Genomic DNA, 21,288 nt, shown 5'->3' on the forward strand with positions numbered 1-21,288 from the left:
CATAGCATCCTCAGTCAGTGACGGACAGGTTCTGCGCCGTCACCACACGCGCAGCGGCGGACAAAACGAGTCACGGCGAGGATTTCGGCAATGGCGAACAGCAGCAACTTGAATTATCAGGCCACGGTGGATCAGAGCGACCGCAAAGTCCCCGTCAATCTCCGCCAGACCGGGGATCCGGGCATCGAGCTACTGATCTCCAATCGCGTACGCAAGTCCGCTTACTGGCACCTGTCCTGTGAGGCCGGCTGCTGGCGGGCCACCGTGTACAACCGGATGTACCATCCGCGCGGTTACGTGCGCCCCGAGGACGGCGGAGCCATGGTGGAGTACCGCGCCCTGGTGAACGACGTTACCTTGTGGAACGTGGCCGTGGAGCGGCCCATTCGGGTCAAGGGACCGGACGCCGAGGCGTTCTGCAACTTCGTCTGCACCCGCGATATCACCCGCGTGCCGCCCATGAAAGGGCGGTACGTCATCCTCTGCAACGAGCAGGGCAAGGTGCTGAACGATCCGGTGATGCTGCGGCTGTCCGAGGATGAGTTCTGGTTCACCATCAGCGATTCCGACCTGATGCTCTGGTTCCAGGGCGTGAATGTCATGGCGAAGTACGATGTCACCATCGAGGAAATCGATGTGTGCCCACTGCAGATCCAGGGGCCCAAGTCCGAGGCGCTGCTGGCCGATCTGGTGGGGGAGGAAGTAAAGGAGGTCCCTTACTACGGTCTCATGCACACGGAAATCGCCGGCGTGGAGTGTCTGATCTCCCAGACCGGTTTCACCGGCGAGAAAGGCTATGAGGTCTACGCCTACGACTCCACCCTGAACGCGGAGAAGGTCTGGAACCGGATCCGGGAAGTGGGCGAGGCGCACAATCTCATGGTCATCGCCCCGGCGCACCACCGCCGCATTGCCGCCGGCATTCTCTCCTACGGGCAGGATCTGGACCACGAGACCAATCCGTTCCAGTGCTATCTCGGGCACATGGTGCCCAAGTCCAAGGACGCGGACTACATCGGCAAGCAGGTGCTGGAGGAAACCCGGGAACTGGTGAACGCCGGCCGCGCCCCGTTCACCCATACCCTGGTGGGGCTGAAGGTCGGCGGCAAGCCCATTGAGGATTACGCCCCGGACTTCTGGCTGATCAGCGACGAGAGCAGCGACGAGCCCATCGGCTGGATCACTTCGCCGTGGTACTCGCCGGAGCTGGAGACCAACATTGCCATGGCCTATGTGCCGGTAGAGAAATCGGCCCTGGGCACGCGCCTGCAGGCGTGGCTGCCGGAGGAGTACCTGAACTACCCCGGGCATCCGGAGCATGCCGAAGTCGTGCAGATGCCGTTCCGGCCGTCGGTGAACATGAGTTCACGGGAGCGGGCCCGGTCCGAAGGCCGGGATTACGCCTACTGACATCTGCTTTGCTCAGCGTTTCCCTTGGTTTCCCGGCGGTGCCCCTGGGTGTCGCCGGGATTTTTCGTTGTCCGGTAAAATATGTGCAATAATTGTACAAATATTGTCATTGCTGCTGGAGAACGAGCGCCATGAAGGAAGGGCTGGAGCGACTCACCACGGCTGCCGGAGATCGGCTGACAGTGCTCTACGATGGGGGCTGTCCGGTCTGCCGGCGGGAGATCAATCACTACCGGCGGCTGGACAGTGCCGGACGGCTGTACTGGCAGGATGTCGCCCATCAGCCCCAGGTGCTCAACGGCACGGGCATTACGCCGAAGCAGGCACTGGCGTATTTCCGCGTGGTGGAGCCCGATGGCCAGGTAGTGGGCGGTGCCCACGCCTTCGTCCGGCTGTGGCAGCGGTTGCCCGGGTATCGCTGGCTGGGAGGCATCTGCCGGTATTCCGGGCTGGTCTGGCCCATGGAGGTTGTCTACCGACTGGTCGCGGCCTGGCGTTTTCGCCGTCGCGCCGGCTGCGCGACGTGTGCCTAAGATACGGTTTGCGGGCAGGCGCTCAGATCCAGCGCCGGACCGAACGCCGGTATTCCCGGAAGGCATCACCGAAGTGCTGTTCCAGCGCGTGTTCCTCGGGACGGATCTGGAAGTGCTGAATCAGCGCCATGAACACCGGAATCAGGAACACGCCGACCAGATTGCCGAGGTAGAGTGCCCAGGCGGCCAGCAACAAGGCGTCGGCCAGGTAGATGGGGTTGCGACTCCAGCGGAACACGCCGTTGTCCACCAGCGATGAACTCTGCTCCGGACGCATGGGGTTAATGGTGGTGCGGTGGCGTCGCAATGCCCAGGCGGCAAGGCCCATGATCGACAGTGCCGCCACGGTCACGGTCAGCGCCAGCCAGCCGGCGCCGGGCACGGTGAGGGTGGCCTGCGGTAGCAGCCGTGCCACCAGCCACATGGCCAAGCCGACAAGCAGAAGAACCACGGGCGGGGGGAGAAAGCGGTGCACTGGGAAACTTCCTGAACGGTTAATGGTGTAAGGATGCTGGCAATATCGCGGCTGCCATGAGTGCGATCACGGCCAGGAGCACTCGTCCGATGGTGGTCCATTGCTGCAACTGGCGTTCCCGTGTTGTGATCCGTACAAGCTGACGGTTGGTCCGTTCCAGGACCGCCGGCCAGGGTATCTCCGGCATGTTCCAATGCCACCGTACCGGGGCATGGCGTCGATACCAATGATAACCCGTTATCGCCCCTGTGGCGGCAAGTAGAACCGGCCAGGTGGCCCCCCAGATACTGCCGCCGGTGAGCGCCGTCGCTGCGGCAGGGATATCGTGAAAAAGCAGCCATGGTAGCGTCGCCGCAAGGGCCGTGAGCGTTGCCGCGGGGAGCAACCGCGCCTGGGCCTCAAGGCGCGGGAGGCATAGCGCCGCGGGGCGTGCGCACCACAGCAGCCGGAGCATGAGCAACGTGGTCGCCATGGTGCTTAGATAGAGCAGTGCGCTAATCCAGGCGCCAAGCGGGAGTGCCACCAGGGCCTCACCAACTGCCGCCTTGGCCAGTGCTCCGCTGGTTACCGGGGCGCCCGCCAGGGCCAGCGCCGGCGGCCACAGAAGTAACCACCCCGCAGTTCCGCCGTGGTTGTCCGGCTCCTTGTTCAGATCTGCACCCAGGAACAGGGCACCCTTGTTCAGGCCGTGGTGCACCACGAACACTGCCAGCGCCGTCCACGCGGCCGGCGCCGCGTCTGCCGATAGCTGCGTCGTTCCCGCCAGCATGGTCACCAGGCCCATCTGGCTGACACTGGACCAGGCCAGAATGGTCTTGGCGTCGTTGTGCCACACGCCCCGGAGTACCCCATAGAACGCAGCGACAAGGCCAATGACCAGCAGCGCCAGCCCCAGGTCGGGATGGAGGTCCGCCATCGGTTCCGTCACCCGCCACCAGCCCAGCAGTCCGGCCTTGATCATGACCCCGCTGAGCACGGCGCTGGCTGCTGCCGGTGCCACCGGGTGAGCCCTGGGCAGCCAGGCATGCAGCCCGAGAACACCGAGTTTGGTGGCAAAGCCGATGCCGAGCAGCGCCAGCGCCGGCCATGGCGCGTCGCCGACGTCCGTGAATCGCGGCGTTGTCCCGGGCTCGATGGTGGTCATGACCGTGGCCACGCCCGTGAACATGGCGGCTTCGCCCACCATCATCATTGCCAGATAGAGACGCCCCGCGCCGAGGGCGCTCGGCGATCGCCGGTGGATGATCAATCCGTAGGAGGCAAAGGTCATCACCGCCATGGCCGTATAGAAGGCGAACAGGTCCTGCGCCAGGATCAGGGTCAGGCTGCCGGCCAGGGACAGGAACCAGGGCACGGCGAACGACCCTTGACGCGCCGGCGCATGCCGGCCTGTTACTGCATACCAGCCGGCGATGGCCCAGACGACTGCGGCGGCCAGCAGGAAGACCTCGCCGGTGGCATCGAGAGCGAAGGTCATGTGGTAGGTTCCTGCGGCCAGCCCGAGCCGGGCCCCGTCCGTTGGCAGCAGTATCAGTGCCAGGGCGGGCAGTGGCGCCAGGGGAAGTAGTACCGTCCCGGCACGACGGGGCAGCACCGTGAACAGGAGGAGTGCCAGCCAGGGTGCCAGCAAGGCAGTGAGCAGGGGCAACGACCCCTGAAATACCGTCAACCCGCTCATGGCACGCTGACTCCGCCGACGTTCAGCAGCGCGGCAAGCTGCGGTGCCGCCAGCCCCAGAAGCACGGCGCTGACCGCCAGGGCAACGGCACTCCAGGGCAGCAGGCGTGGCAATGCTGGTCCACCCTTGTTTGGGTTCGCCGCGGGATCGGCGGCAACGTCGAAGATGCGGAACAGGTAGCCGGCGGTGAGCAGGGTGCCGCCAACCATGACGCCGGCCCACCACCAGGCGCCATCCTGCAGCGCCGCCTGCAGCAGCCACAGCTTGCCGCTGAAGCCGCTGCTGGGTGGTAGGCCGATGAGTGAGGCAGATGCCAGCGCCATGGCGAGCCAGACCAGCATCAGGCCGCGCTGACTCCCTCCAAGCGCCGGTATCCGATCATGCCCGTGGAACTGGATAATGCAGCCAGCCGCCAGGAACAGGGCCGCCTTGGCCAGGCTGTGGGCCACGATCAGCACCAGGGCACCCTGCCAGGCGAGCTCAGGCGCCGCGCCTGCCGCCAGCGGAAACAGCAGCAGGCCGAAGCCGAGTTGCGAGACCGTGGAATAGGCGATCAGCAGTTTCAGATGGCGTTGTGCCAATGCCTGGAGACCGCCCCAGATGATGGCCAATGCCCCCAGCAGGCCCAGAGCCTGCCCGGGCCACGCGTGCAGGTAGACGGAGAACGGTCCGAACCACAGGCGCACCAGCAGGTAATAGCTGGCTGTAACCACCACGGCGGAGAGAATCGCACTCACCGCCGCCGGGGCACGCCCGTGGGCCTTGGGTAGCCAGAAGTGCAGCGGGAAGGCGCCGGCTTTCAGCAGCAGGCCCACCGTAGCGAGAGTGACGGCGACACCGGTGGCATGGTCGAGCACCAGCATGTCCGCCAGCAGGTGCAGATCCAGCACGCCGTAGCGGCCGTACAGGAGTGCCACCCCGAACAGGTACAGGGATGAGCCCAGCAGCATGGCCAGGAGATAGCGCCAGGCGGCACCCAGGGCCTGGCCGCCGGTCAGGGCGATCAGCGCTACGGCGGCAAGGGTGAGCAGTTCCAGGGCCACGTACAGGTTGAACAGGTCTGCTGACAGGAACAGCACGTTCAACCCCGCCCAGAGGAATAGCCACAGAGACCAGAAGTGCCCGTCTCGCGGCATCTGCACGGCATGGTGGATGCTTCCGGCAGTGCCGACGATCGCTGTCAGCAGCAACATGGCTGCGGCAAGGCCGTCCACCGTCCAGGTGATGCCCACGGGCGCGCCCCAGCCGCCGAGGTCGTGGTGCACGACGCCGTGGCTGGCAACAGCCACAGCCAGCGCCGCGCCGGCGCCGATCAGGGCAGCCCCGCTGGTGATGGCAAGTACAGGCCCCAGCGCCGTGCGGCAGAATGCCCCTATGGCGGCGGCCACCGGCACACAGGCGAGGAGGACGGCTGCCCACTCAACCAGGGTCATTCGTCCTCCTCCCGTCGCCCTCTGGACACATCACTGCCGCCGGCGGCCAGGCGTATGACGATGGCCAGCGCCACCGCAGTGGTGCTGACCGTCACCACCAGGCCGGTGAGCACGATGGCGTGGGGCACCGGGTCCAGGGGATCACTCATGCGGGCGATGGTGACGAACAGCAGAAAGACGGCCGAGCTGAGGACGTTCAACGCCAGCAGCTTGCGCAGCATGCCCTCACTGGCGAAAAGCCCATGGCAGCCGATGAGGAACAGGCCGCTGGCAAGCAGCAGGTAGGGCATCATGGGTGCGTGTACTCCTGCCAGCGCGCTGGCGGCTGCCCGTTGAGATAGGCGGCAAACAGCAGCATGGCAATGGACAGCGCCGCAGTGACCTCCAGCAGCAGGATGACACCGGCGGCCGCGGCCTCCGGATATTCGAAGAACCGCTGACCGATCAGGGCCATACCCACGGCCGCCAGCAGCATGGTAATGACGCCCAGGCTGAGCAGCCATCGCCACGCACCGTTGTCCTCGCCGGTGAGCCACGGCCGCGCGCCGGCGAGGATCACCAGGATGCCCCCGGCACCCAGGACTGCTCCCGCCTGGAAGGCGCCTCCGGGGGCGTGGGTGCCGCGCCAGAGCAGATAGGCCGTGGCGAGGACGAACATCGGCCAGAGCATTCGCCCCAGCGCCGGCAGGGCAGGTGAGGGCACAGCCGGCACCAGGGGTTCCGGGGTCGGCCCGAAGGACCAGATGGCGACCACCGCCAGCAGTAGCACGCCGATCTCCAGCAGGGTGTCGAAGGCGCGGAAATTGAGCAGTACGCCGGTGACCGGATTGTCCACGCCGGCTCGGGGCATGTGTTCTGAAACCGCTTCACCGAGCCCGGGCGCGGGCAGTTGCCATGCGGCGGCGCCGAGCGCCACCAGGATCGTTCCGGCCAGGGTGAGCACCGCGATGCTTGACGGCCAGCGGTGTCTGGCCCCGGGCTTTTCCGGCGGTGCCGAGGCCAGGCGCCCCAGTGCAGAGAGCAGTAGGGCACCGGTGACCCCCGCGCCGATGGCGGCCTCGGCCAGGGCGATGTCGGGGGCGTCCAGCCGCACCCATGCCAGCGCCATCAGCAGCCCGAAAACGATGAAACTGATCACCGCACGGAACAGGTCCGCCGCGTGGGTGGCCTGCCAGGCAAGCCACAACAGGGCGCCCGCCAGCAGTAGATCGTAGGCGTTACTCGCCATCTGCGCCATCACAGCCCCCAGGGCCTGAGGCCGCGGGCCAGGGCGGTCCGGGCGATCAGGCCGGCACCGGTGGCCGAAGCAATCAGCATGAGCACCCAGATCAGCAGCAGTTTCAATGCCACCGTCATGCTGCCCGAGTGGATGCCCAGCCCGAGACAGATCAGACCGAGGCCCACGTTGTCGCCCTTGGCCAGGGCGTGCAGGCGGGTGTAGACATCCGGGAAACGCAGCAGTCCCAGGGTGCCGGAGAGCAGGAACGGCACACCGGCGATCACCAGCGCCGTGCCAAACCAGGCAGCGAGTGTCATCTGTCGTCCTCCTCGCCATCGCTGTCGTCATTGGCGGGTGCTGCCAGAGCGGACCAGGCGCGGCTGACGAAGGTCACCACGGCCAGCGCGGAGAGCAGAGCGAACACCAGTGCCACGTCCAGCAGAGCGGGCGACGGCATGGTCACCGCCAGGATCAGGATGATCGCCACCGCGGAGGTGGCGAACATCTCTGCGGCAAGCATGCGGTCCGCCGATTCCGGTCCGCGCAGAATGCGTACAAGGCCGATGACGATGTTCAGCAGCAGGATGACGACGATGATGCCGTGGATGTCACTGATCATGATGCAAGGGCTGTTTCAGGAGGGTGGCGGTCAGGGTTTCCAGACGTTCCAGCCCGGCCAGCGTGCGCGTGGTATCACCGATGGTGTGCACGGTCATTGCCTGGTCGGTGATGCGCACGCACAGCGTCCCGGGCATGAGGTTGATGAGGTTCGCCAGGAAGACGCGACTGCCGTTGTCCGGCAGTCGCCACGGGTAATCAAGCAGCGCCGGTGTAAGCGGTCGTCGCGGATGCAGCGCACGACGGGCGACATCCAGGGCGCTGCGCAGGGAGAAGAGCGCGAATACCGGCACGAAGGCAATGGCTCCAGCGACACTGATTCGCCATGGGTGATGACTCGGGAACGGGCTGATGACTGCGGCGGCCGCGACGGCCGCGATGCCCCAGGTCCAGGCATCGCCGTCTCCCCCGGTGATCAGCCACCAGAGCCCGGCGTAGAGGAGCAGTCGCCCCGGGAGATCCCGCGGGTGGGTGCGGCCGATGATGTCGTGGATGAACGCGGGAATGCGGGTCACGCTGGTCTGCTACTCCCCGGGCCTACCAGTTGAGCCATTTGCGGCATTCGTCCAGGGCATACTGATAGATGGCGTCGTAGCGGCAGTGGCGCAGCTGCCACACCCGCTCGTTGCCTTCACACCCCATGATCAGCCTGACGCTTTGCGGGCGGTCCACGGGGCCGTGCAGGGCCGGGAAGGCGAAGAACGGCTTGTGGTAGAGACGTCCCTCGGCACGGAAAACACAGAAGTGCTGATCGTCCCGCACCACCCGCAGACAATAGCCGCGCTCCAGCCGCTCCAGGGCGGCGGCGTAGCCCTCCTCATTGAGCGTGTCGCGCACGGCGGCCAGAGCCGGACCGACGCTGTCGCGCAGGCAGGCCTCCAACTGATCCAGCGCCCGTTGCCGGGAGCGGTGCGCCTTGCGCGCGTCACGCACGCGTTCGCGGCGGCGGAGCAGGCGTAGCAGCCAGCGCCGCAGGCCGCTGTTGGCGGGGCGGTTGCCGGAATGCTTAGAGGGTGTCATCGGCATCTCCCGTGCGCTCGCGCTTATCCTTGGCGTACTGCATCAACCGCTCTAGGCCGGGCTCGGGCATGGGCGTGATCTCCTCGCTTTGCCAGGAATCCGCCCGGAAGGCGTTCCACAGGCCCCAGGCCATGACCACCAGCACCAGCGACAGCGGCAACGCCGCCGTGAGCGTTGCCGTCTGCAGTGCCTGCAGACCGCCGGCCAACAGCAGAACCCCGGCCACGGTGCCGGTGAGCACGCTCCAGAACAGTTTCTGCAGCAGCGGCGGGTTGGGGTCGCCACCGGAGGCGAGAATGTTCATCACCAGGGCCCCCGAGTCCGCCGAGGTGACAAAGTAGCCGACGATCACTGCCGTTGCCAGGGGCACCGTGATCATGGCGACGGGCAGGTCCTGCAGCATGGCGAACAGGGCCTGGGGCGCGCTGGCCTGCACGATGGCGCCCAGCTCGCCGCTGGTGATCTCCTGGTACAGACCCGTGGCCCCGAACACCGAGAGCCAGACGAAAGTGAAGCCGGTGGGCACCAGCAGCGTGCCCAGGATGAACTCGCCCACCGTGCGGCCGCGCGAGACCCGGGCGATGAACATGCCCACGAACGGGCACCAGGAGATCCACCAGGCCCAGTAGAACAGTGTCCAGTCGCGTTGCCAGTCGCCGCCGCGGAAGACGTCGGTGCGGAAGGAGAGCTCCAGCAGGCCCTGGGCGTAGTTGCCCAGGCTCTGGAGCAGCGTCATGAGCACGAACACCGTTGGCCCGGCTGCCAGCACGAACAGCAGCAGCGCGGCGCCGAGGAACAGATTGGCGCGGGAGATGATGCGGATACCGTTGTTCAGCCCGCTGAGCACCGAGATGGTGGCGATACCCATGATGGCGATGATCAGTATGATCTGGTTCACGGTGGAGACCTCGATCAGTCCCACCTGCTCAAGCCCCGAGTTCACCTGCATGACCCCCAGGCCCAGAGAGGTGGCCACGCCGAGCACGGTGCCCACCACGGCCAGGACGTCAATGACGTCGCCGGCGAGGCCGTTGATGCGGTGACCGATCAGCGGATACAGGGCGGCGCGCAGCGACAGCGGCAGGCCGTGCCGGTAGGAGAAGAAGGCCAGTGACAGGGCCACGATGATGTAGATGGCCCAGGGATGCAGCCCCCAGTGGAAGAAGGTCAGCCGCATGGCCTCGTTGGCTGTCTCAGGTGTGGCAGCCTCGCCGCGGGGCGGCTGCAGGTAGTGCAGCACCGGCTCGGCGACGCTGTAGAACAGCAGGCCGATGCCCATGCCGGCAGAGAACAGCATGGCGAACCACGAGAGGTAAGTGTACTCCGGCCGCGAGTCGGGTGGCCCCAGGCGCAGATTGCGGAAACGCGGGTGCAGTAGCAGCGCAAGCACGTACAGCAGCAGGAATGCGACCACCCCCGTATAGACCCAGCCGAAGTGCATGACCAGGAACGCCTGGGTGGCCTCCATGGCAGCGCCCAACGTGCTGGTCCAGACCGCGCCGGTAATCACCAGCGCCAGAACGATTGCCGCGGACGGCAGAAAAACCCGTGGATTCATTGAGCTGGCTGATCCCTTGAGCGCGGCTTCACGGCGTTGATGGATGCTAACACGCGCCATAGCGGCGTTGGGGCGTGTCTGCCTCCTCGGGGGTATATCTGCCGGGGCTCCCTTGATCCATATCAAGAAAGGCCGGCACCGGGCCGCGGATAATAGCGCCGACCTGCCATGACTAGCGACCAGTGGATGGAATCCAATGGAACGAACAATCACCTATAACGAAAACGTGGTGCGCCAGTTCAGCATCATGACGATCGTCTGGGGCGTCGTCGGGATGGGCGTGGGGGTGCTGATCGCGGCGCAGCTTATCTGGCCGGCGCTCAACTTCGACGTTCCCTGGCTGAGCTACGGCCGGCTGCGGCCGCTTCACACCAACGCCGTGATCTTTGCCTTCGGGGGGTCCGCGCTGTTTGCCACCTCCTACTGGGTGGTCCAGCGGACCTGCCAGACACCGCTGTTCGCGCCGAAACTGGCGAGTTTCACGTTCTGGGGTTGGCAGACGGTGATCGTGCTCGCAGCCATCACGCTGCCGCTGGGCATTACCCAGAGCAAGGAGTACGCCGAGCTGGAGTGGCCCATCGCGTTGCTCATTGCGGTGGTCTGGGTCTCGTACGCTGTGGTGTTCTTCGGCACCATCGTCAAGCGCAAGGTCAAGCACATCTACGTGGCCAACTGGTTCTACGGTGCCTTCATCCTGGCCGTGGCCATGCTGCACATCGTCAACAACCTGGCCATCCCGGTATCGCTGACCAAGTCCTACCCGGTGTATGCCGGTGCCGTGGATGCCATGGTCCAGTGGTGGTACGGCCATAACGCGGTGGGCTTTTTCCTTACCGCCGGCTTCCTCGGCATGATGTACTACTTCGTGCCCAAGCAGGCCAACCGGCCCATCTACTCCTACCGGCTGTCCATCGTCCACTTCTGGGCGCTGATCTCCATTTACATGTGGGCCGGGCCGCACCACCTGCACTACACAGCACTGCCGGAGTGGGCGCAGTCCCTGGGCATGGTGTTCTCGCTGGTGCTTCTGGCGCCGAGCTGGGGGGGCATGATCAACGGCATCATGACGCTCTCCGGGGCCTGGTACAAACTGCGCACCGACCCGATTCTCAAGTTCCTGATCGTGAGCCTGTCCTTCTACGGCATGGCCACGTTCGAGGGGCCGATGATGTCCATCAAGACGGTCAACGCCCTGTCCCACTACACCGACTGGACCATTGGCCACGTCCATGCGGGCGCGCTGGGCTGGGTGGCATTCATTACTTTCGGTGCCATGTACTTCCTGATCCCCAGGCTCTACGGCCGCGAGACCATGCACAGCGTCAAGGCCATCGAGTTGCATTTCTGGATCGCCACCCTGGGTGTTGTGCTGTACATCGCTGCCATGTGGATCGCCGGGGTGATGCAGGGGTTGATGTGGCGTGCCGTCAACGAGGACGGCACGCTCACCTACACCTTCATGGAGTCCCTGGTGGCGACTTACCCCTACTATCTGGTGCGGCTGCTGGGCGGCGTGCTGTTCTTCGCCGGCATGCTGATCATGGCCTGGAACGTGTGGATGACCACGCGTCCGGCAAGGGAAGCCGCAACGGTCCGCACGGCGACGCAGGAGGCCTGAAACCATGAGCAAGGGTCATGAGGTAGTCGAGAAGAACGTCGGCGTGATGGCGGTGCTGATCATCGCCGTGCTCAGCGTCGCCGGGCTGGTGCAGATCGTGCCGCTGTTCTTCGCCGCTGAGACCACGCAGCCCATCGAGGGGGTGGAGCCCTACGAGCCGCTGGAGTTCGCCGGCCGTGATATCTACGTCCGCGAGGGCTGCTACGGTTGCCACTCGCAGATGATCCGGCCCTTCCGGGCGGAGACGGAGCGCTACGGGCACTACTCCGTGGCCGGCGAGTTCGTCTATGACCGCCCCTTCCAGTGGGGTTCCAAGCGCACCGGACCGGATCTGGCGCGGGTCGGCGGGCTCTACAGCGACCTGTGGCACGAGATCCACCTGCTCAATCCGCGGGACGTGGTGCCGGAGTCCAACATGCCGGCCTATCCGTGGCTGGCAGAGCGCACGCTGGACGGCGAGCAGATTGCCCGGCGCATGCGTGCCCAGCAGCGCTGGCTCGGGGTGCCTTACACCGACGAGCAGATCGAGAATGCCGTCGACGAAGTCGACGGCAAGACCGAAATGGAAGCCATCATCGCCTACCTCCAGGGGTTGGGCACGGCCATCGAGCACAGGCGCTGACGGGAGGCTGCATGGATATCAATACCGTTCGTGGCCTGTTGACGCTGATCCTGCTGATCCTGTTCATCGGGATCGTGTTCTGGGCGTTTAGCAGCCGGCGCAAGAAGGATTTCGAAGAGGCCGCCCGGCTGCCGCTGGAGGACGAGGAACCGGCAGAGAACAGCGACGCCGCGGCAAGGCAAGAGCACAAGCGCGAGGGCAGGGACCATGAGTAGTTTCTGGAACTGGTACATCGGCATCATTGCCGTCGCCAACATTCTGGCCTGTGTCTGGCTGATTCGCTGGACGGCGAAGAAGCGCCCGGACGAAAAGGCGGCGCACGAGACCACCGGTCACGAATGGGACGGGCTCACGGAGCTGAATAATCCCATGCCGCGCTGGTGGCTGTGGTTGTTCTACGCCACCATCGTTTTCGGCCTGATCTACCTGGTGCTGTATCCCAGTTTCGGTAGCTACCAGGGCCTGCTGGGCTGGTCACAGTACAGCGAGTGGGAACAGGAAGTGGCGGAAACCGAGGAACGGGTTGCACCCTTGTTCCAGGAATACGCCGAGATTCCCATACCGGAGCTGGCGGGGCATTCCGACGCCATGCAGACCGGCAGGCGCCTGTTCGACAACAACTGCGCCGTCTGCCACGGCGTGGACGGCGGCGGGCGTCCCGGTTTTCCGAATATCGCCAACAATGTGTGGAACTGGGGCGGCGAGCCCGAGCAGATCTACAAGTCCATTCTCGATGGCCGCCGCGGAGTCATGCCGGGTCTGGGCGGCGCGCTTGGTGATGAGGGCGTGGAGAAGGTGGCGGCATACACCTTCAGCCTCAGTGGCCGCGATGCCCCCGAGGAGCTGGTGAGCGCCGGCGAGGAGCTCTACCAGCAGCGTTGTGCCGCCTGCCATCAGGCGGATGGCAGCGGCAACCCGGCCATGGGCGCACCCAACCTCACCGATGACAACTGGATCTACGGCGGTAGTCTGGAGGCCATCAAGACCTCCATTCGCGAAGGGCGCCAGGGCGTCATGCCGGCGCAGAAGGATCTGCTCGGAGAGGATCGCGTGCACGTGCTCGCGGCGTATGTCTACAGCCTGTCCATGGACGAGCGTGACGCCGAGGTCAACGGCGAGGAAACCGCCGATGCCGGTGGCGATGAATAAGGAGCGCTGGCTGCAGTGCCTGGGTAGCACGCTGTGGCCGTCGTTCCTGGCGGCGGCGGTGGCCTCGGTGGTGTTCTTTGCCAGTATTGATCCCGAGACCCTGCGTATGCAGACGCTCCCCGGCTGGGAGGTGAGCCGCATGGCCGGCTACACCATCGGGTTCTTCATGTTCTGGGCGGTGGCGCTGTTTTCCAGCAGCCTGACCTATCTGTTGAGCGGAGGCGGCAACCGACGCCATGAGTAAGCGGGAGGACAAAGTGGAGTTCGACGTGGGCATGTATGCCGCCCGCGAGAAGATCCACCCGCGCGAGGTCGACGGCACTTTCCAGCGATTGCGCCACCTGGCCGTGATTGTGCTGCTCGGCATCTACTACGGGCTGCCCTGGATCACCTGGGACGCTCGTCAGGCGGTGCTGTTCGACCTCCCGGCCCGGCAATTCCACATTTTCGCGCTGACATTCTGGCCCCAGGATTTTGTCTACCTGGCACTGCTGCTGATCCTTGCCGCATTGTCGCTGTTCTTCTTCACCGCCCTGGCAGGGCGCATGTGGTGCGGCTATGCCTGCCCCCAGACGGTGTGGACCGAGGCGTTCATGTGGATGGAACGCTGGACCGAGGGCAAGCGCCAGCAGCGTCTGAAGCTGGACAACTCCCCTTGGGCGGGCAGAAAGCTGCTGCGCCGGGGCAGCAAGCACGTCCTGTGGGTGGTGTTTGCGCTCTACACCGGGTTCACCTTCGTGGGTTATTTCACGCCGATACGCGAGTTGTCCGTGAGCGTGGCGACCTTCGGTCTCGGCCCCTGGGAGACGTTCTGGCTTCTCTTCTACGCCTTCGCCACCTGGGGCAACGCCGGATTCCTGCGGGAGCAGGTGTGCATTTACATGTGCCCCTACGCGCGCTTCCAGAGTGCCATGTTCGACCCCAACTCGCTGATCATCTCCTACGACGCCCAGCGGGGAGAGCCCCGGGGTGGGCGCTCGCGCAATATCGATCACCGGGCCCAGGGGCTGGGTGACTGCATTGACTGCAACCTCTGCGTGCAGGCCTGTCCCACGGGGATCGACATCCGCGACGGGCTGCAGTATGAGTGTATTGCCTGTGCCGCCTGTATCGATGCCTGCGACAGCGTCATGGACAAGATGAACTACCCCCGCGGGCTGATACGCTACACCACCGATAACGCCATGGAGGGCAAGCCGTCGCATATCCTGCGGCCGCGCATTGTCATCTATGCCGTGTTGCTGCTGGCGTTGATGGCCGGGACTGCGTACAGCCTCACCCAGCGCACACCGCTGTCCATGGAGGTGCTGGCGGACCGGAACGTGCTCTACCGGGACGTGGACTTCGAGACAGTAGAGAATATCTACACGGTTCGCATTCTCAACAAGGACCAACAGGCGCGGGACTACGTGCTCAGTGTGGATGGCCTGCCCGGCGCCGAGGTGGTGACGCGGCCGGAACACATCCGCGTCGACGCCGGTTCCACCGGTCAGGTGACCGCCAGCGTCCGCGTGCCGCGGGATGAGGCCCGCGGTGCCGGGCATTCAATCGAACTGCGGCTCCAGGCCACCGACGACGAAACAATCCAGCAGACCAATACCGCCCGTTTCCACGGGCCGAGGGAGGAGTAGACATGGCCAGGGATACCGATGTCGCGCCGTGGTATCGCCAGTTCTGGTTCTGGTTCGTGTTCGCCCCGCCCCTGGCGTCCATCGCGCTGGGTCTCAGCCTGCTGGCTACCGCCGTCATTCACGGTGACAGCCTGGTCGCAGACAACTACGAAGAAGTCGGTCGGGCGATTCACAAGAACCACGCCCGGGAAGACGAGGCCGCGGCACTGGAGATCGACGGCAGCCTGGTGCTGGATCGCGAGCAGGGGACGATTACCGTGCGGCTGGATGGCCGTTCGGAACTCCCCGAACGGCTGCTTCTTGAACTGTCACACCCCACCCATGCCGAGCGGGATGTGACAGTGGAGCTCCAGCGCGACGCCAGTGGGCTTTACCGCGCCGATGCCGAGCGCCGCGTGGACGGGCGCCACTACGTTCGCCTGCAGCCGGAAGACCGCTCCTGGCTGCTGGCCACCGAGATCGACGCCGGGGAGCGTGAGCTTGCACTGACGCCCCGCCGTGGGGGCTGACGGTGGTCGACGTTCGGCACTGCTTCCACTGCGGTGAGCCGGTACCGGAGGATGTGGATCTCTCCGTCACAGTGGACGGTGAGCTGCAGCCTGTTTGCTGCACTGGCTGCCACGCTGTCGCCTCCACCATTCTCGGCTCCGGGCTGGATGCCTTCTACCGCTTTCGCCCGTCGCCCACCGGGCAGCCGGAGGATCTGACCGCTGCCGATGCCGGTCGGTATGCCAGTTTCGACCAGGAACGGGTGCAACAGGATTTTGTTTACTGTGCGCCGGACGGCAGTCGTGAGGCGTCGCTGCTGGTGGAGGGGCTCTACTGTGCCGCCTGCGGTTGGCTCATCGAGCGCAGCATGGGCGATGCAGAAGGCGTCGAGGAGGTGCGGGTTAATCCCGCCACCGGGCGAGCGTTGCTGCGATGGCATCCCGACCGGGTGAGCCTCAGTGGTCTCATGGCGCACATGGGCCGGCTCGGCTATAGGCCCCATCCGGTGCTGGCGGACGCCACCGACACCCAGGCGGAGAAAGAGCGCAAGTCCGCGTTGCGGCGGTTGATCGTCGCCGGGCTGGGCATGATGCAGGCGATGATGTTTGCCGTTGCCCTTTACTCCGGCCAGTTCCACGGCATGGAGAGCGTTTACGAGGACTTCCTACGTACCGTGAGCATGCTGGTGGCCACGCCGGTGGTGCTCTATGCCGGGTTGCCCATCTTCATCGGCGCCATCCGCGATCTGCGCAACGGCCGGCCGGGCATGGACGTGCCCGTGGCGCTGGCCATCGGTGGCGCCTACTCCGCCAGCGTCTGGATCACCTTTGCCGGCGGCCCCGAGGTCTACTTCGACTCGGTTAGCATGTTCACGTTCTTCCTGCTCATCGCCCGCTACGTCGAGATGAACGCGCGCCATCGCGCCAATGCGACCACTGATGCGCTCGGTCGGCTTGTCCCGAGCACGGCACTGCGTATCGGGGGCGAGGGCGAAGAGGAAATCCCGGTTCGGGATGTGCTGGTCGGTGATGCCTTGTTGGTGCGCCCGGGCGCCAGCATCCCCGCCGACGGGCGCATCACCGAGGGCCATACCAGTGTCGACGAGTCCATGCTCACCGGCGAGTCGGACCCGCAGCCGCGGGGCCCCGGCGAGACGGTGGTGGGCGGCAGCGTCAACCTGGGCAGCAGTTTCCGGATGGCGGTGGAGCGGGTCGGGCAGGACACCACGGTGTCCCACATCGGCCGGCTACTGCGCCGCGCTCAGGCCCAGCGTCCGGGGCTGGCCCGCCTCGCGGATACCGCCGGTCGCTGGTTCGTGACCGTGGTGCTGATCGCTGCGGCCAGCGTGTTCGCCATCTGGTGGCAGGTGGATCCCACCCGGGCCTTCCCGGTCACCCTGGCCATGCTGGTGGCAACCTGCCCCTGTGCGCTTTCCCTGGCCACACCCACCGCCCTGGCTGCCGGCACCAACCGCATGGCCGCCCAGGGATTGCTGGTCACCAGGGCCGATGCCCTGGAGACGCTCTCCCGGGTGGATACGGTGGTTCTGGACAAGACCGGAACCCTCACCGAGGGCCGGCTGACCCTGGTTGAGACACGGGCAAACCAGCGGCTGTCGGCGGATGAGGCTGTGGAACTTGCAGCGGCGCTGGAGCGACACTCCGAGCACCCGATTGCCCGCGCCTTTCCCGTGCCGCGCCGATACCAGGCGGAGGCCACCAGTGTTACCCGCGGTGGGGGAGTCGAGGGTCACGTGGCCGGTCAGCCACTGCGCGTCGGGCGGCCTGGTTGGGTGGCCGAGCTGGCTGGAGAGCAGGCAAACGAGGCAGACGAGCAGGGGGCCTGGATTGCACTGGGTAACAAGCAGGGCATTCTTGCCCGGTTCCGCCTCGCCGACCGGCTGCGGGACGACGCCGCCGAGGCGGTCGCGGCGCTGCAGGCCCGGGGTGTCCATGTCGAGATCGCCAGCGGCGATTCCCCGGGGGCGGTGGCGCAGGTTGCCGAAGCACTCGGCGTAGACCGCTGGCGTCCCCGCATGAGCCCGGAGGACAAGCTGGAGCGACTGCGTGAACTGCAACAGCAGGGCATGACTGTGTTAATGGTTGGTGACGGCATCAACGACGCCCCGGTACTGGCCGGCGCCAATGTCTCGGCGGCCATGAACGAGGGCAGCGCCCTGGCGCAGACCAGCGCCAGCATGATCCTGCTGGGCGGGCGCCTCGCGCGTTTAGTCGCGGGGCTTGGAACGGCCCGCGGCACACTGCGCACCATTCGCCAGAACATGATTCTGTCGGCGTCCTACAACGCATCCATGCTGCCGCTGGCGGCCCTGGGATTCATCCCGCCCTGGCTGGCGGCCATGGGCATGACCGCCAGTTCCCTGGTCGTGGTTCTGAATTCCCGCCGTCTGGCAACAGTACGCTCGCGGCGTCGTGGTGAGGTGTCGGGGGGCCGTCAGTTGGCGGCAGCGCAGTCGGCGTGAGCCGCACGAAGGCTCGCCATCAGCTGCCGTTCATGTAGCGGGCACGGATCTCCTCCAGGGTGCCGTCCTGTCGCATTTCATCCATTGCCGAACGCATGCGCTGGAGCAGTTCCGGATTCATGTCCTGATGGCAGGCGAGTCCCATACCACCCTCGTCCAGCAGCAGGAGTTCGGCGTAGTCGTCGACGGAGATGCCGAGATCCCGCATGGTCCAGTTGACCACCAGCACGTTGTAAGCGATCGCGTCGAAGCGGCCGCCGTCCAGCATGCGCAGCATGGTCTCGGGTTCGGCGAGGCGCACATAGCGCACGGGGGCACCGGCTTCCTGCAGGAGTTCCTCGGCGATGTCATTGCGGACCACCCCGATCTCCATGCCCGCGAGGTCGCCCACGTCGCCGAAGTCGTGGTCGGCCTGGTCGGCGGGGCCGATGACGGCATTACGGGCTTGGACATAGGGGCCGATGAAGCTGAACTGATCCCGCCGCGAGTCGGTGATGGTGGTCGCACCGAGGCAGGCCGTCGGATCTTCCTGGGCGACGCGGTACCCGCGAGCCCAGGGTACGACGCGGATGTCGTTGACGTTGATGTCTGCATCCAGCCGGTCCCAGAGTGCGCCGAGGACATCGATGGTGATCCCCGACGGCGTCCCGTCGTCCTCCGTGAAGTTGTAGGGCGCGTACTCCTCGGTCAGCCACAGGATGTCTTCCGGTGCGGTGGCATCGCTCTGCGCCACGGACCAGGAGGCTGCCCACAGCAGGGCGCCAGCCAACGCCCGCGCCGCTCCCCGGCGCACCCTCGTTGTTGCTGTGACCATGATGCACCTCCTTCCCGGACCGGATTCTCAGCCCTGCTTGAGTACCACCAGTGTCAGGTCATCGTACAACGTCTGGGTGTCGATGTGGCTGCGGACGTCGTCCACCACCGCCTGCTTGATGGCGTCCGCCGACTGGCGGTGATGGGTGCGGATGCAGTCCATCAGCCGCGCCTCGCCGTAAAGCCGGTGCCGTGGGTCTGCCGCCTCGGTGATGCCGTCGGTGTAGAGGACCACCACGTCGTCTGCCTGCAGCGTGAGCTCTGTCTCCGCCATGAACTCTGCCACGTCTTCCACAAGGCCAATGGGGAAGCCGAGCGTGTCGGTGTCGATGCGCTCCATCCCGCCGTCGGCGCGCACCACGATCACCGATTCGTGCTGACCCGTAATGCGCAGATGGCCGCGGGCGCCGCTTTCGCCGGCGTCGCGGATCGGCCGATAGTCGGCCAGGGCCAGGGTCAGGTTCTTGCCGGAGCCCATGCGTTCGACGTTGTTGTAGATGGTTTCATTGAGCACCGACATCACCCGCTTCATGTCCTGTTCGCCGTGGGCCACCAGGGTACGGACGGCGCTCTGGATCATGAGCATGACCACGCCACTCTCGAGTCCGTGGCCGGTGACGTCGCCGATGGCGATACGCACGCCGTCGGCGTGGCGCAGGATGTCGTAGTAGTCGCCGCCGACCTCGTCCGCCGGTTCCATGAAGGCGGCGATCTGCAGGCCCTGGATGGCGGCGAGTTCGTCATTGGAGGGCAGCACGATGTGCTGTATCCGTCGGGACACATCCAGTTCCGCGCCCATGCGGGCGTTCTCGTGCTGGACCTGGTCACGCTGTTCCAGAACGCGCTGAAAGGCGCCCATGAGCCCCTGGAGACGGTGCGTGACTTGGCCGAGTTCATCGTTGTCGTGAAGCCGCAAGCGCGGCGCCTGCCATTGCCCGGGATTGGCAGGGTCGATGCGCCCGATGGCGCCGTGTAGCTTCAGCAGCGGCCGGGTGATCATGAAATAGAAGATAGTCACTACCAGCACCGCGATACCAAGCGCCCGGGCGAGACCCACCAGTACCACCACGATGCCGCGATCGAGGAAACCGGCGGCGATCTCGGTTTCATCCAGTCGGACGATCAGCTCGCCCACCTGTTGATCGCGCTCCGGGACCACCCCCGCTCGGACCAGGTCGATCCGGTATTCGATGATATCGCTGAACAGGTAGTGTACGAGCGGCCCGGGTTCCGGCGCCTGCGCGCGCTCGCGCTCGGCAATGGTGGTGCCGAAATTGTCCCGCAGGGTGATGGCGTGGAAGCGCCGGTCGGCGAAAAGGCCGTCGGCCACCTCGGCGCCGAGGGTTTCGTTGAGCTGGTAAGCAGCCGTGGTCGCAGGGCCGCGAACCAGTTCCAGTGTGCTGTGTGTCTGCTCGGGGACCTGCTGACGGATCGAGCGCCACTCGGTTGCCAGTTCGATCAACCCGCCGAGAAGCCCGAACAGGAGCACCACTACCAAGGTCACCGCCGCCTGGCGGAAGGTCAGGCTGCCGGTACGGGCGGCGGTGGTGCTCACGGTGTCCGGCCTCTATTCAATATGCAGCTCCAGGGAGGGCATCAGCCGCTTGAGGTTGTTCAGGGATTTGCCCTGCCAGGGCACTGCGCTGGAACCGCGGATGACCAGATGGCAGCCTTCGTGATCCCGGGCCCTGATGACGAACTTGGACAAGGCAGCAATGCCGGAACTGTTGAGGAATTCCAGTTGCCGCAGGTCCAGCGTCAGGGTTCGGCACTGCTGCATGGCCTGGATCAGCAAATCCATCACCGGTGCGTACTCGGAGAGCCCTCCCAGCCGAAGCGTGCCGCTGATGGCGACGCATTCATCGCTGTCATGGAATTCCACGGAGTAGCCTTCTCCGGACAACGTACTCATCAAAAGGTGCTCCGTCAGATCTCTATGGTGACCTGGGTGGTTACACGGCAACCACCGCTGGGGAGGGTTTCGAAGCGCCAGGCCAATTCTGCGCCGTAATCGTTGATCATGGTCAGGTAGCCGAGCCCTGACGTGTTTTCGCTGGTGGCGCTTTTCTCCAGCGTCTCCATGTAAAGGGTGTCTGGATCGGATTCCGTGACGCGCTGGATAAAGACCTGGAATCGCTCTGCCGTGGCGTTATCGGTACCGTTGGTCTCCTGCAGAGTGATGCGTTCTTTGTCCAGGTTGAGATGCAGAGTAATGGGTTCCGGCAGCGACTGATCATGGAACTTCATGGCGTTTTCCAGGAGTTCGTTGGCGATGAATGCCACCGCGCCCTGGATTTCCGCACGCCGGTTCTGCGTTGCCGGAGTATTCTCGTCGAGAGGGAAGAACGTGGTGACGTAGTCGCCGAGAAAGTCCGCGGACAGGCCATTGTTGCGCCAGCGCTGCCGTAGCGGCACGGAGCTGGGCCAGAACGCCAGATTCAGCGACTCGGTGTCCTTGTCATGCCGCGGCTCGCGGATATCCCCGTACTCTTGCATTAGTCACCCCCGCGCGGGATGAGCGCTTCGGAGGTCGCATGGCG

24 protein-coding genes are annotated in these 21,288 nt (G+C 65.4%); 10 read left to right on the top strand and 14 right to left on the bottom strand.

Going from position 1 to position 21,288, the window contains the following annotated elements; genetic code table 11:
* Positions 1 to 90 precede the first annotated feature (90 nt).
* A complete protein-coding gene (locus KU884_RS06875; RefSeq protein WP_167781966.1) occupies positions 91 to 1,410 on the top strand; it encodes a glycine cleavage T C-terminal barrel domain-containing protein in 1,320 nt (439 codons plus the stop codon).
* A gap of 131 nt (positions 1,411 to 1,541) precedes the next feature.
* Positions 1,542 to 1,943, top strand: a complete 402-nt coding sequence (locus KU884_RS06880) for a thiol-disulfide oxidoreductase DCC family protein (RefSeq protein ID WP_167781967.1) — start codon at positions 1,542 to 1,544, stop codon at positions 1,941 to 1,943.
* Between the two features lie 22 nt (positions 1,944 to 1,965).
* On the opposite strand, the gene KU884_RS06885 is transcribed toward KU884_RS06880, so the two are convergent.
* From KU884_RS06885 to KU884_RS06930, 10 genes are read right to left on the bottom strand one after another with little or no spacing between them, the layout of a single operon-like run.
* The gene (locus KU884_RS06885; RefSeq protein ID WP_167781968.1) at positions 1,966 to 2,418 is read right to left on the bottom strand and encodes an isoprenylcysteine carboxylmethyltransferase family protein; all 453 of its coding nucleotides are present in this window, start codon (positions 2,416 to 2,418) and stop codon (positions 1,966 to 1,968) included.
* Positions 2,419 to 2,437: 19 nt separating this feature from the next.
* Positions 2,438 to 4,096, bottom strand: coding sequence for a proton-conducting transporter membrane subunit (locus KU884_RS06890; protein ID WP_167781969.1), 1,659 nt, complete (start codon positions 4,094 to 4,096; stop codon positions 2,438 to 2,440).
* Entirely contained in the window at positions 4,093 to 5,529 is a 1,437-nt protein-coding gene (locus KU884_RS06895; RefSeq protein WP_167781970.1) for a complex I subunit 5 family protein, read from the bottom strand. The genes KU884_RS06890 and KU884_RS06895 overlap by 4 nt, the downstream gene beginning before the upstream one ends.
* Positions 5,526 to 5,822, bottom strand: coding sequence for a cation:proton antiporter subunit C (locus KU884_RS06900; RefSeq protein ID WP_167781971.1), 297 nt, complete (start codon positions 5,820 to 5,822; stop codon positions 5,526 to 5,528). Before KU884_RS06900 ends, KU884_RS06895 begins: the two co-directional genes overlap by 4 nt.
* The gene (locus KU884_RS06905; protein WP_167784155.1) at positions 5,819 to 6,757 is read right to left on the bottom strand and encodes a hydrogenase subunit MbhD domain-containing protein; all 939 of its coding nucleotides are present in this window, start codon (positions 6,755 to 6,757) and stop codon (positions 5,819 to 5,821) included. Before KU884_RS06905 ends, KU884_RS06900 begins: the two co-directional genes overlap by 4 nt.
* Before the next feature lie 8 nt (positions 6,758 to 6,765).
* Positions 6,766 to 7,065 (bottom strand): monovalent cation/H(+) antiporter subunit G, encoded by a 300-nt coding sequence (gene mnhG, locus KU884_RS06910; protein WP_167781972.1) that lies wholly within the window; start codon positions 7,063 to 7,065, stop codon positions 6,766 to 6,768.
* Positions 7,062 to 7,364, bottom strand: coding sequence for a monovalent cation/H+ antiporter complex subunit F (locus KU884_RS06915; protein ID WP_167784156.1), 303 nt, complete (start codon positions 7,362 to 7,364; stop codon positions 7,062 to 7,064). Before KU884_RS06915 ends, mnhG begins: the two co-directional genes overlap by 4 nt.
* Positions 7,357 to 7,881 (bottom strand): Na+/H+ antiporter subunit E, encoded by a 525-nt coding sequence (locus KU884_RS06920; RefSeq protein WP_167781973.1) that lies wholly within the window; start codon positions 7,879 to 7,881, stop codon positions 7,357 to 7,359. The genes KU884_RS06915 and KU884_RS06920 overlap by 8 nt, the downstream gene beginning before the upstream one ends.
* Positions 7,882 to 7,903: 22 nt before the next feature.
* Complete coding sequence (locus KU884_RS06925) at positions 7,904 to 8,386, bottom strand: hypothetical protein (RefSeq protein WP_167781974.1); 483 nt, start codon at positions 8,384 to 8,386, stop codon at positions 7,904 to 7,906.
* On the bottom strand, positions 8,373 to 9,944 hold the full coding sequence (locus KU884_RS06930) for a BCCT family transporter (RefSeq protein WP_167781975.1): 1,572 nt from the start codon (positions 9,942 to 9,944) through the stop codon (positions 8,373 to 8,375). Before KU884_RS06930 ends, KU884_RS06925 begins: the two co-directional genes overlap by 14 nt.
* Positions 9,945 to 10,140: 196 nt before the next feature.
* Here KU884_RS06930 and ccoN point away from each other — a divergent pair, with 196 nt between their 5' ends.
* From ccoN to KU884_RS06970, 8 genes are read left to right on the top strand one after another with little or no spacing between them, the layout of a single operon-like run.
* A complete protein-coding gene (gene ccoN, locus KU884_RS06935) occupies positions 10,141 to 11,562 on the top strand; it encodes a cytochrome-c oxidase, cbb3-type subunit I (RefSeq protein WP_167781976.1) in 1,422 nt (473 codons plus the stop codon).
* A 4-nt stretch (positions 11,563 to 11,566) separates the two neighbouring features.
* The gene (gene ccoO / locus KU884_RS06940) at positions 11,567 to 12,184 is read left to right on the top strand and encodes a cytochrome-c oxidase, cbb3-type subunit II (RefSeq protein ID WP_167781977.1); all 618 of its coding nucleotides are present in this window, start codon (positions 11,567 to 11,569) and stop codon (positions 12,182 to 12,184) included.
* A gap of 11 nt (positions 12,185 to 12,195) precedes the next feature.
* The gene (locus KU884_RS06945; protein ID WP_167781978.1) at positions 12,196 to 12,399 is read left to right on the top strand and encodes a cbb3-type cytochrome c oxidase subunit 3; all 204 of its coding nucleotides are present in this window, start codon (positions 12,196 to 12,198) and stop codon (positions 12,397 to 12,399) included.
* Positions 12,392 to 13,333, top strand: a complete 942-nt coding sequence (gene ccoP / locus KU884_RS06950) for a cytochrome-c oxidase, cbb3-type subunit III (RefSeq protein WP_167781979.1) — start codon at positions 12,392 to 12,394, stop codon at positions 13,331 to 13,333. The genes KU884_RS06945 and ccoP overlap by 8 nt, the downstream gene beginning before the upstream one ends.
* Entirely contained in the window at positions 13,326 to 13,577 is a 252-nt protein-coding gene (locus tag KU884_RS06955) for a hypothetical protein (RefSeq protein WP_254432249.1), read from the top strand. The genes ccoP and KU884_RS06955 overlap by 8 nt, the downstream gene beginning before the upstream one ends.
* Positions 13,570 to 14,964, top strand: coding sequence for a cytochrome c oxidase accessory protein CcoG (gene ccoG / locus KU884_RS06960; RefSeq protein WP_254432203.1), 1,395 nt, complete (start codon positions 13,570 to 13,572; stop codon positions 14,962 to 14,964). The genes KU884_RS06955 and ccoG overlap by 8 nt, the downstream gene beginning before the upstream one ends.
* Positions 14,965 to 14,966: 2 nt before the next feature.
* Positions 14,967 to 15,473 carry a FixH family protein gene (locus KU884_RS06965; protein ID WP_167781981.1) on the top strand — a complete coding sequence of 169 codons (507 nt, stop codon included), beginning with the start codon at positions 14,967 to 14,969 and terminating at the stop codon, positions 15,471 to 15,473.
* Between the two features lie 2 nt (positions 15,474 to 15,475).
* Positions 15,476 to 17,935 carry a heavy metal translocating P-type ATPase gene (locus KU884_RS06970; protein WP_254432204.1) on the top strand — a complete coding sequence of 820 codons (2,460 nt, stop codon included), beginning with the start codon at positions 15,476 to 15,478 and terminating at the stop codon, positions 17,933 to 17,935.
* A gap of 19 nt (positions 17,936 to 17,954) precedes the next feature.
* Here the strand turns inward: KU884_RS06970 and KU884_RS06975 are convergent, their stop codons facing one another.
* From KU884_RS06975 to KU884_RS06990, 4 genes are read right to left on the bottom strand one after another with little or no spacing between them, the layout of a single operon-like run.
* The gene (locus KU884_RS06975) at positions 17,955 to 18,749 is read right to left on the bottom strand and encodes an ABC transporter substrate-binding protein (protein ID WP_167781982.1); all 795 of its coding nucleotides are present in this window, start codon (positions 18,747 to 18,749) and stop codon (positions 17,955 to 17,957) included.
* Positions 18,750 to 18,776: 27 nt separating this feature from the next.
* Positions 18,777 to 20,303 (bottom strand): PP2C family protein-serine/threonine phosphatase, encoded by a 1,527-nt coding sequence (locus KU884_RS06980; protein ID WP_167781983.1) that lies wholly within the window; start codon positions 20,301 to 20,303, stop codon positions 18,777 to 18,779.
* Between the two features lie 12 nt (positions 20,304 to 20,315).
* On the bottom strand, positions 20,316 to 20,660 hold the full coding sequence (locus KU884_RS06985; protein ID WP_167781984.1) for a hypothetical protein: 345 nt from the start codon (positions 20,658 to 20,660) through the stop codon (positions 20,316 to 20,318).
* A gap of 14 nt (positions 20,661 to 20,674) precedes the next feature.
* Positions 20,675 to 21,244: an ATP-binding protein gene (locus tag KU884_RS06990; RefSeq protein WP_167781985.1), complete on the bottom strand. Its 570-nt coding sequence runs from the start codon at positions 21,242 to 21,244 to the stop codon at positions 20,675 to 20,677.
* Positions 21,245 to 21,288: the final 44 nt, after the last annotated feature.

Origin of the sequence: Aquisalimonas sp. 2447, assembly GCF_012044895.1 — a bacterium.
Lineage (GTDB): Bacteria > Pseudomonadota > Gammaproteobacteria > Nitrococcales > Aquisalimonadaceae > Aquisalimonas.

Bases quoted from the DNA above. Each gene is read 5' to 3' on its own strand.
- KU884_RS06875 (WP_167781966.1), top strand. From the start codon at position 91: ATGGCGAACAGCAGCAACTTGAATTATCAGGCCACGGTGGATCAGAGC.
- KU884_RS06985 (WP_167781984.1), bottom strand. From the start codon at position 20,660: ATGAGTACGTTGTCCGGAGAAGGCTACTCCGTGGAATTCCATGACAGC.
- KU884_RS06945 (WP_167781978.1), top strand. From the start codon at position 12,196: ATGGATATCAATACCGTTCGTGGCCTGTTGACGCTGATCCTGCTGATC.
- KU884_RS06900 (WP_167781971.1), bottom strand. From the start codon at position 5,822: ATGATGCCCTACCTGCTGCTTGCCAGCGGCCTGTTCCTCATCGGCTGC.
- KU884_RS06965 (WP_167781981.1), top strand. From the start codon at position 14,967: ATGGCCAGGGATACCGATGTCGCGCCGTGGTATCGCCAGTTCTGGTTC.
- KU884_RS06955 (WP_254432249.1), top strand. From the start codon at position 13,326: ATGAATAAGGAGCGCTGGCTGCAGTGCCTGGGTAGCACGCTGTGGCCG.
- KU884_RS06930 (WP_167781975.1), bottom strand. From the start codon at position 9,944: ATGAATCCACGGGTTTTTCTGCCGTCCGCGGCAATCGTTCTGGCGCTG.
- KU884_RS06990 (WP_167781985.1), bottom strand. From the start codon at position 21,244: ATGCAAGAGTACGGGGATATCCGCGAGCCGCGGCATGACAAGGACACC.
- KU884_RS06925 (WP_167781974.1), bottom strand. From the start codon at position 8,386: ATGACACCCTCTAAGCATTCCGGCAACCGCCCCGCCAACAGCGGCCTG.
- ccoP (WP_167781979.1), top strand. From the start codon at position 12,392: ATGAGTAGTTTCTGGAACTGGTACATCGGCATCATTGCCGTCGCCAAC.
- KU884_RS06975 (WP_167781982.1), bottom strand. From the start codon at position 18,749: ATGGTCACAGCAACAACGAGGGTGCGCCGGGGAGCGGCGCGGGCGTTG.
- KU884_RS06890 (WP_167781969.1), bottom strand. From the start codon at position 4,096: ATGAGCGGGTTGACGGTATTTCAGGGGTCGTTGCCCCTGCTCACTGCC.
- ccoN (WP_167781976.1), top strand. From the start codon at position 10,141: ATGGAACGAACAATCACCTATAACGAAAACGTGGTGCGCCAGTTCAGC.
- KU884_RS06895 (WP_167781970.1), bottom strand. From the start codon at position 5,529: ATGACCCTGGTTGAGTGGGCAGCCGTCCTCCTCGCCTGTGTGCCGGTG.
- mnhG (WP_167781972.1), bottom strand. From the start codon at position 7,065: ATGACACTCGCTGCCTGGTTTGGCACGGCGCTGGTGATCGCCGGTGTG.
- KU884_RS06880 (WP_167781967.1), top strand. From the start codon at position 1,542: ATGAAGGAAGGGCTGGAGCGACTCACCACGGCTGCCGGAGATCGGCTG.
- KU884_RS06905 (WP_167784155.1), bottom strand. From the start codon at position 6,757: ATGGCGAGTAACGCCTACGATCTACTGCTGGCGGGCGCCCTGTTGTGG.
- ccoO (WP_167781977.1), top strand. From the start codon at position 11,567: ATGAGCAAGGGTCATGAGGTAGTCGAGAAGAACGTCGGCGTGATGGCG.
- ccoG (WP_254432203.1), top strand. From the start codon at position 13,570: ATGAGTAAGCGGGAGGACAAAGTGGAGTTCGACGTGGGCATGTATGCC.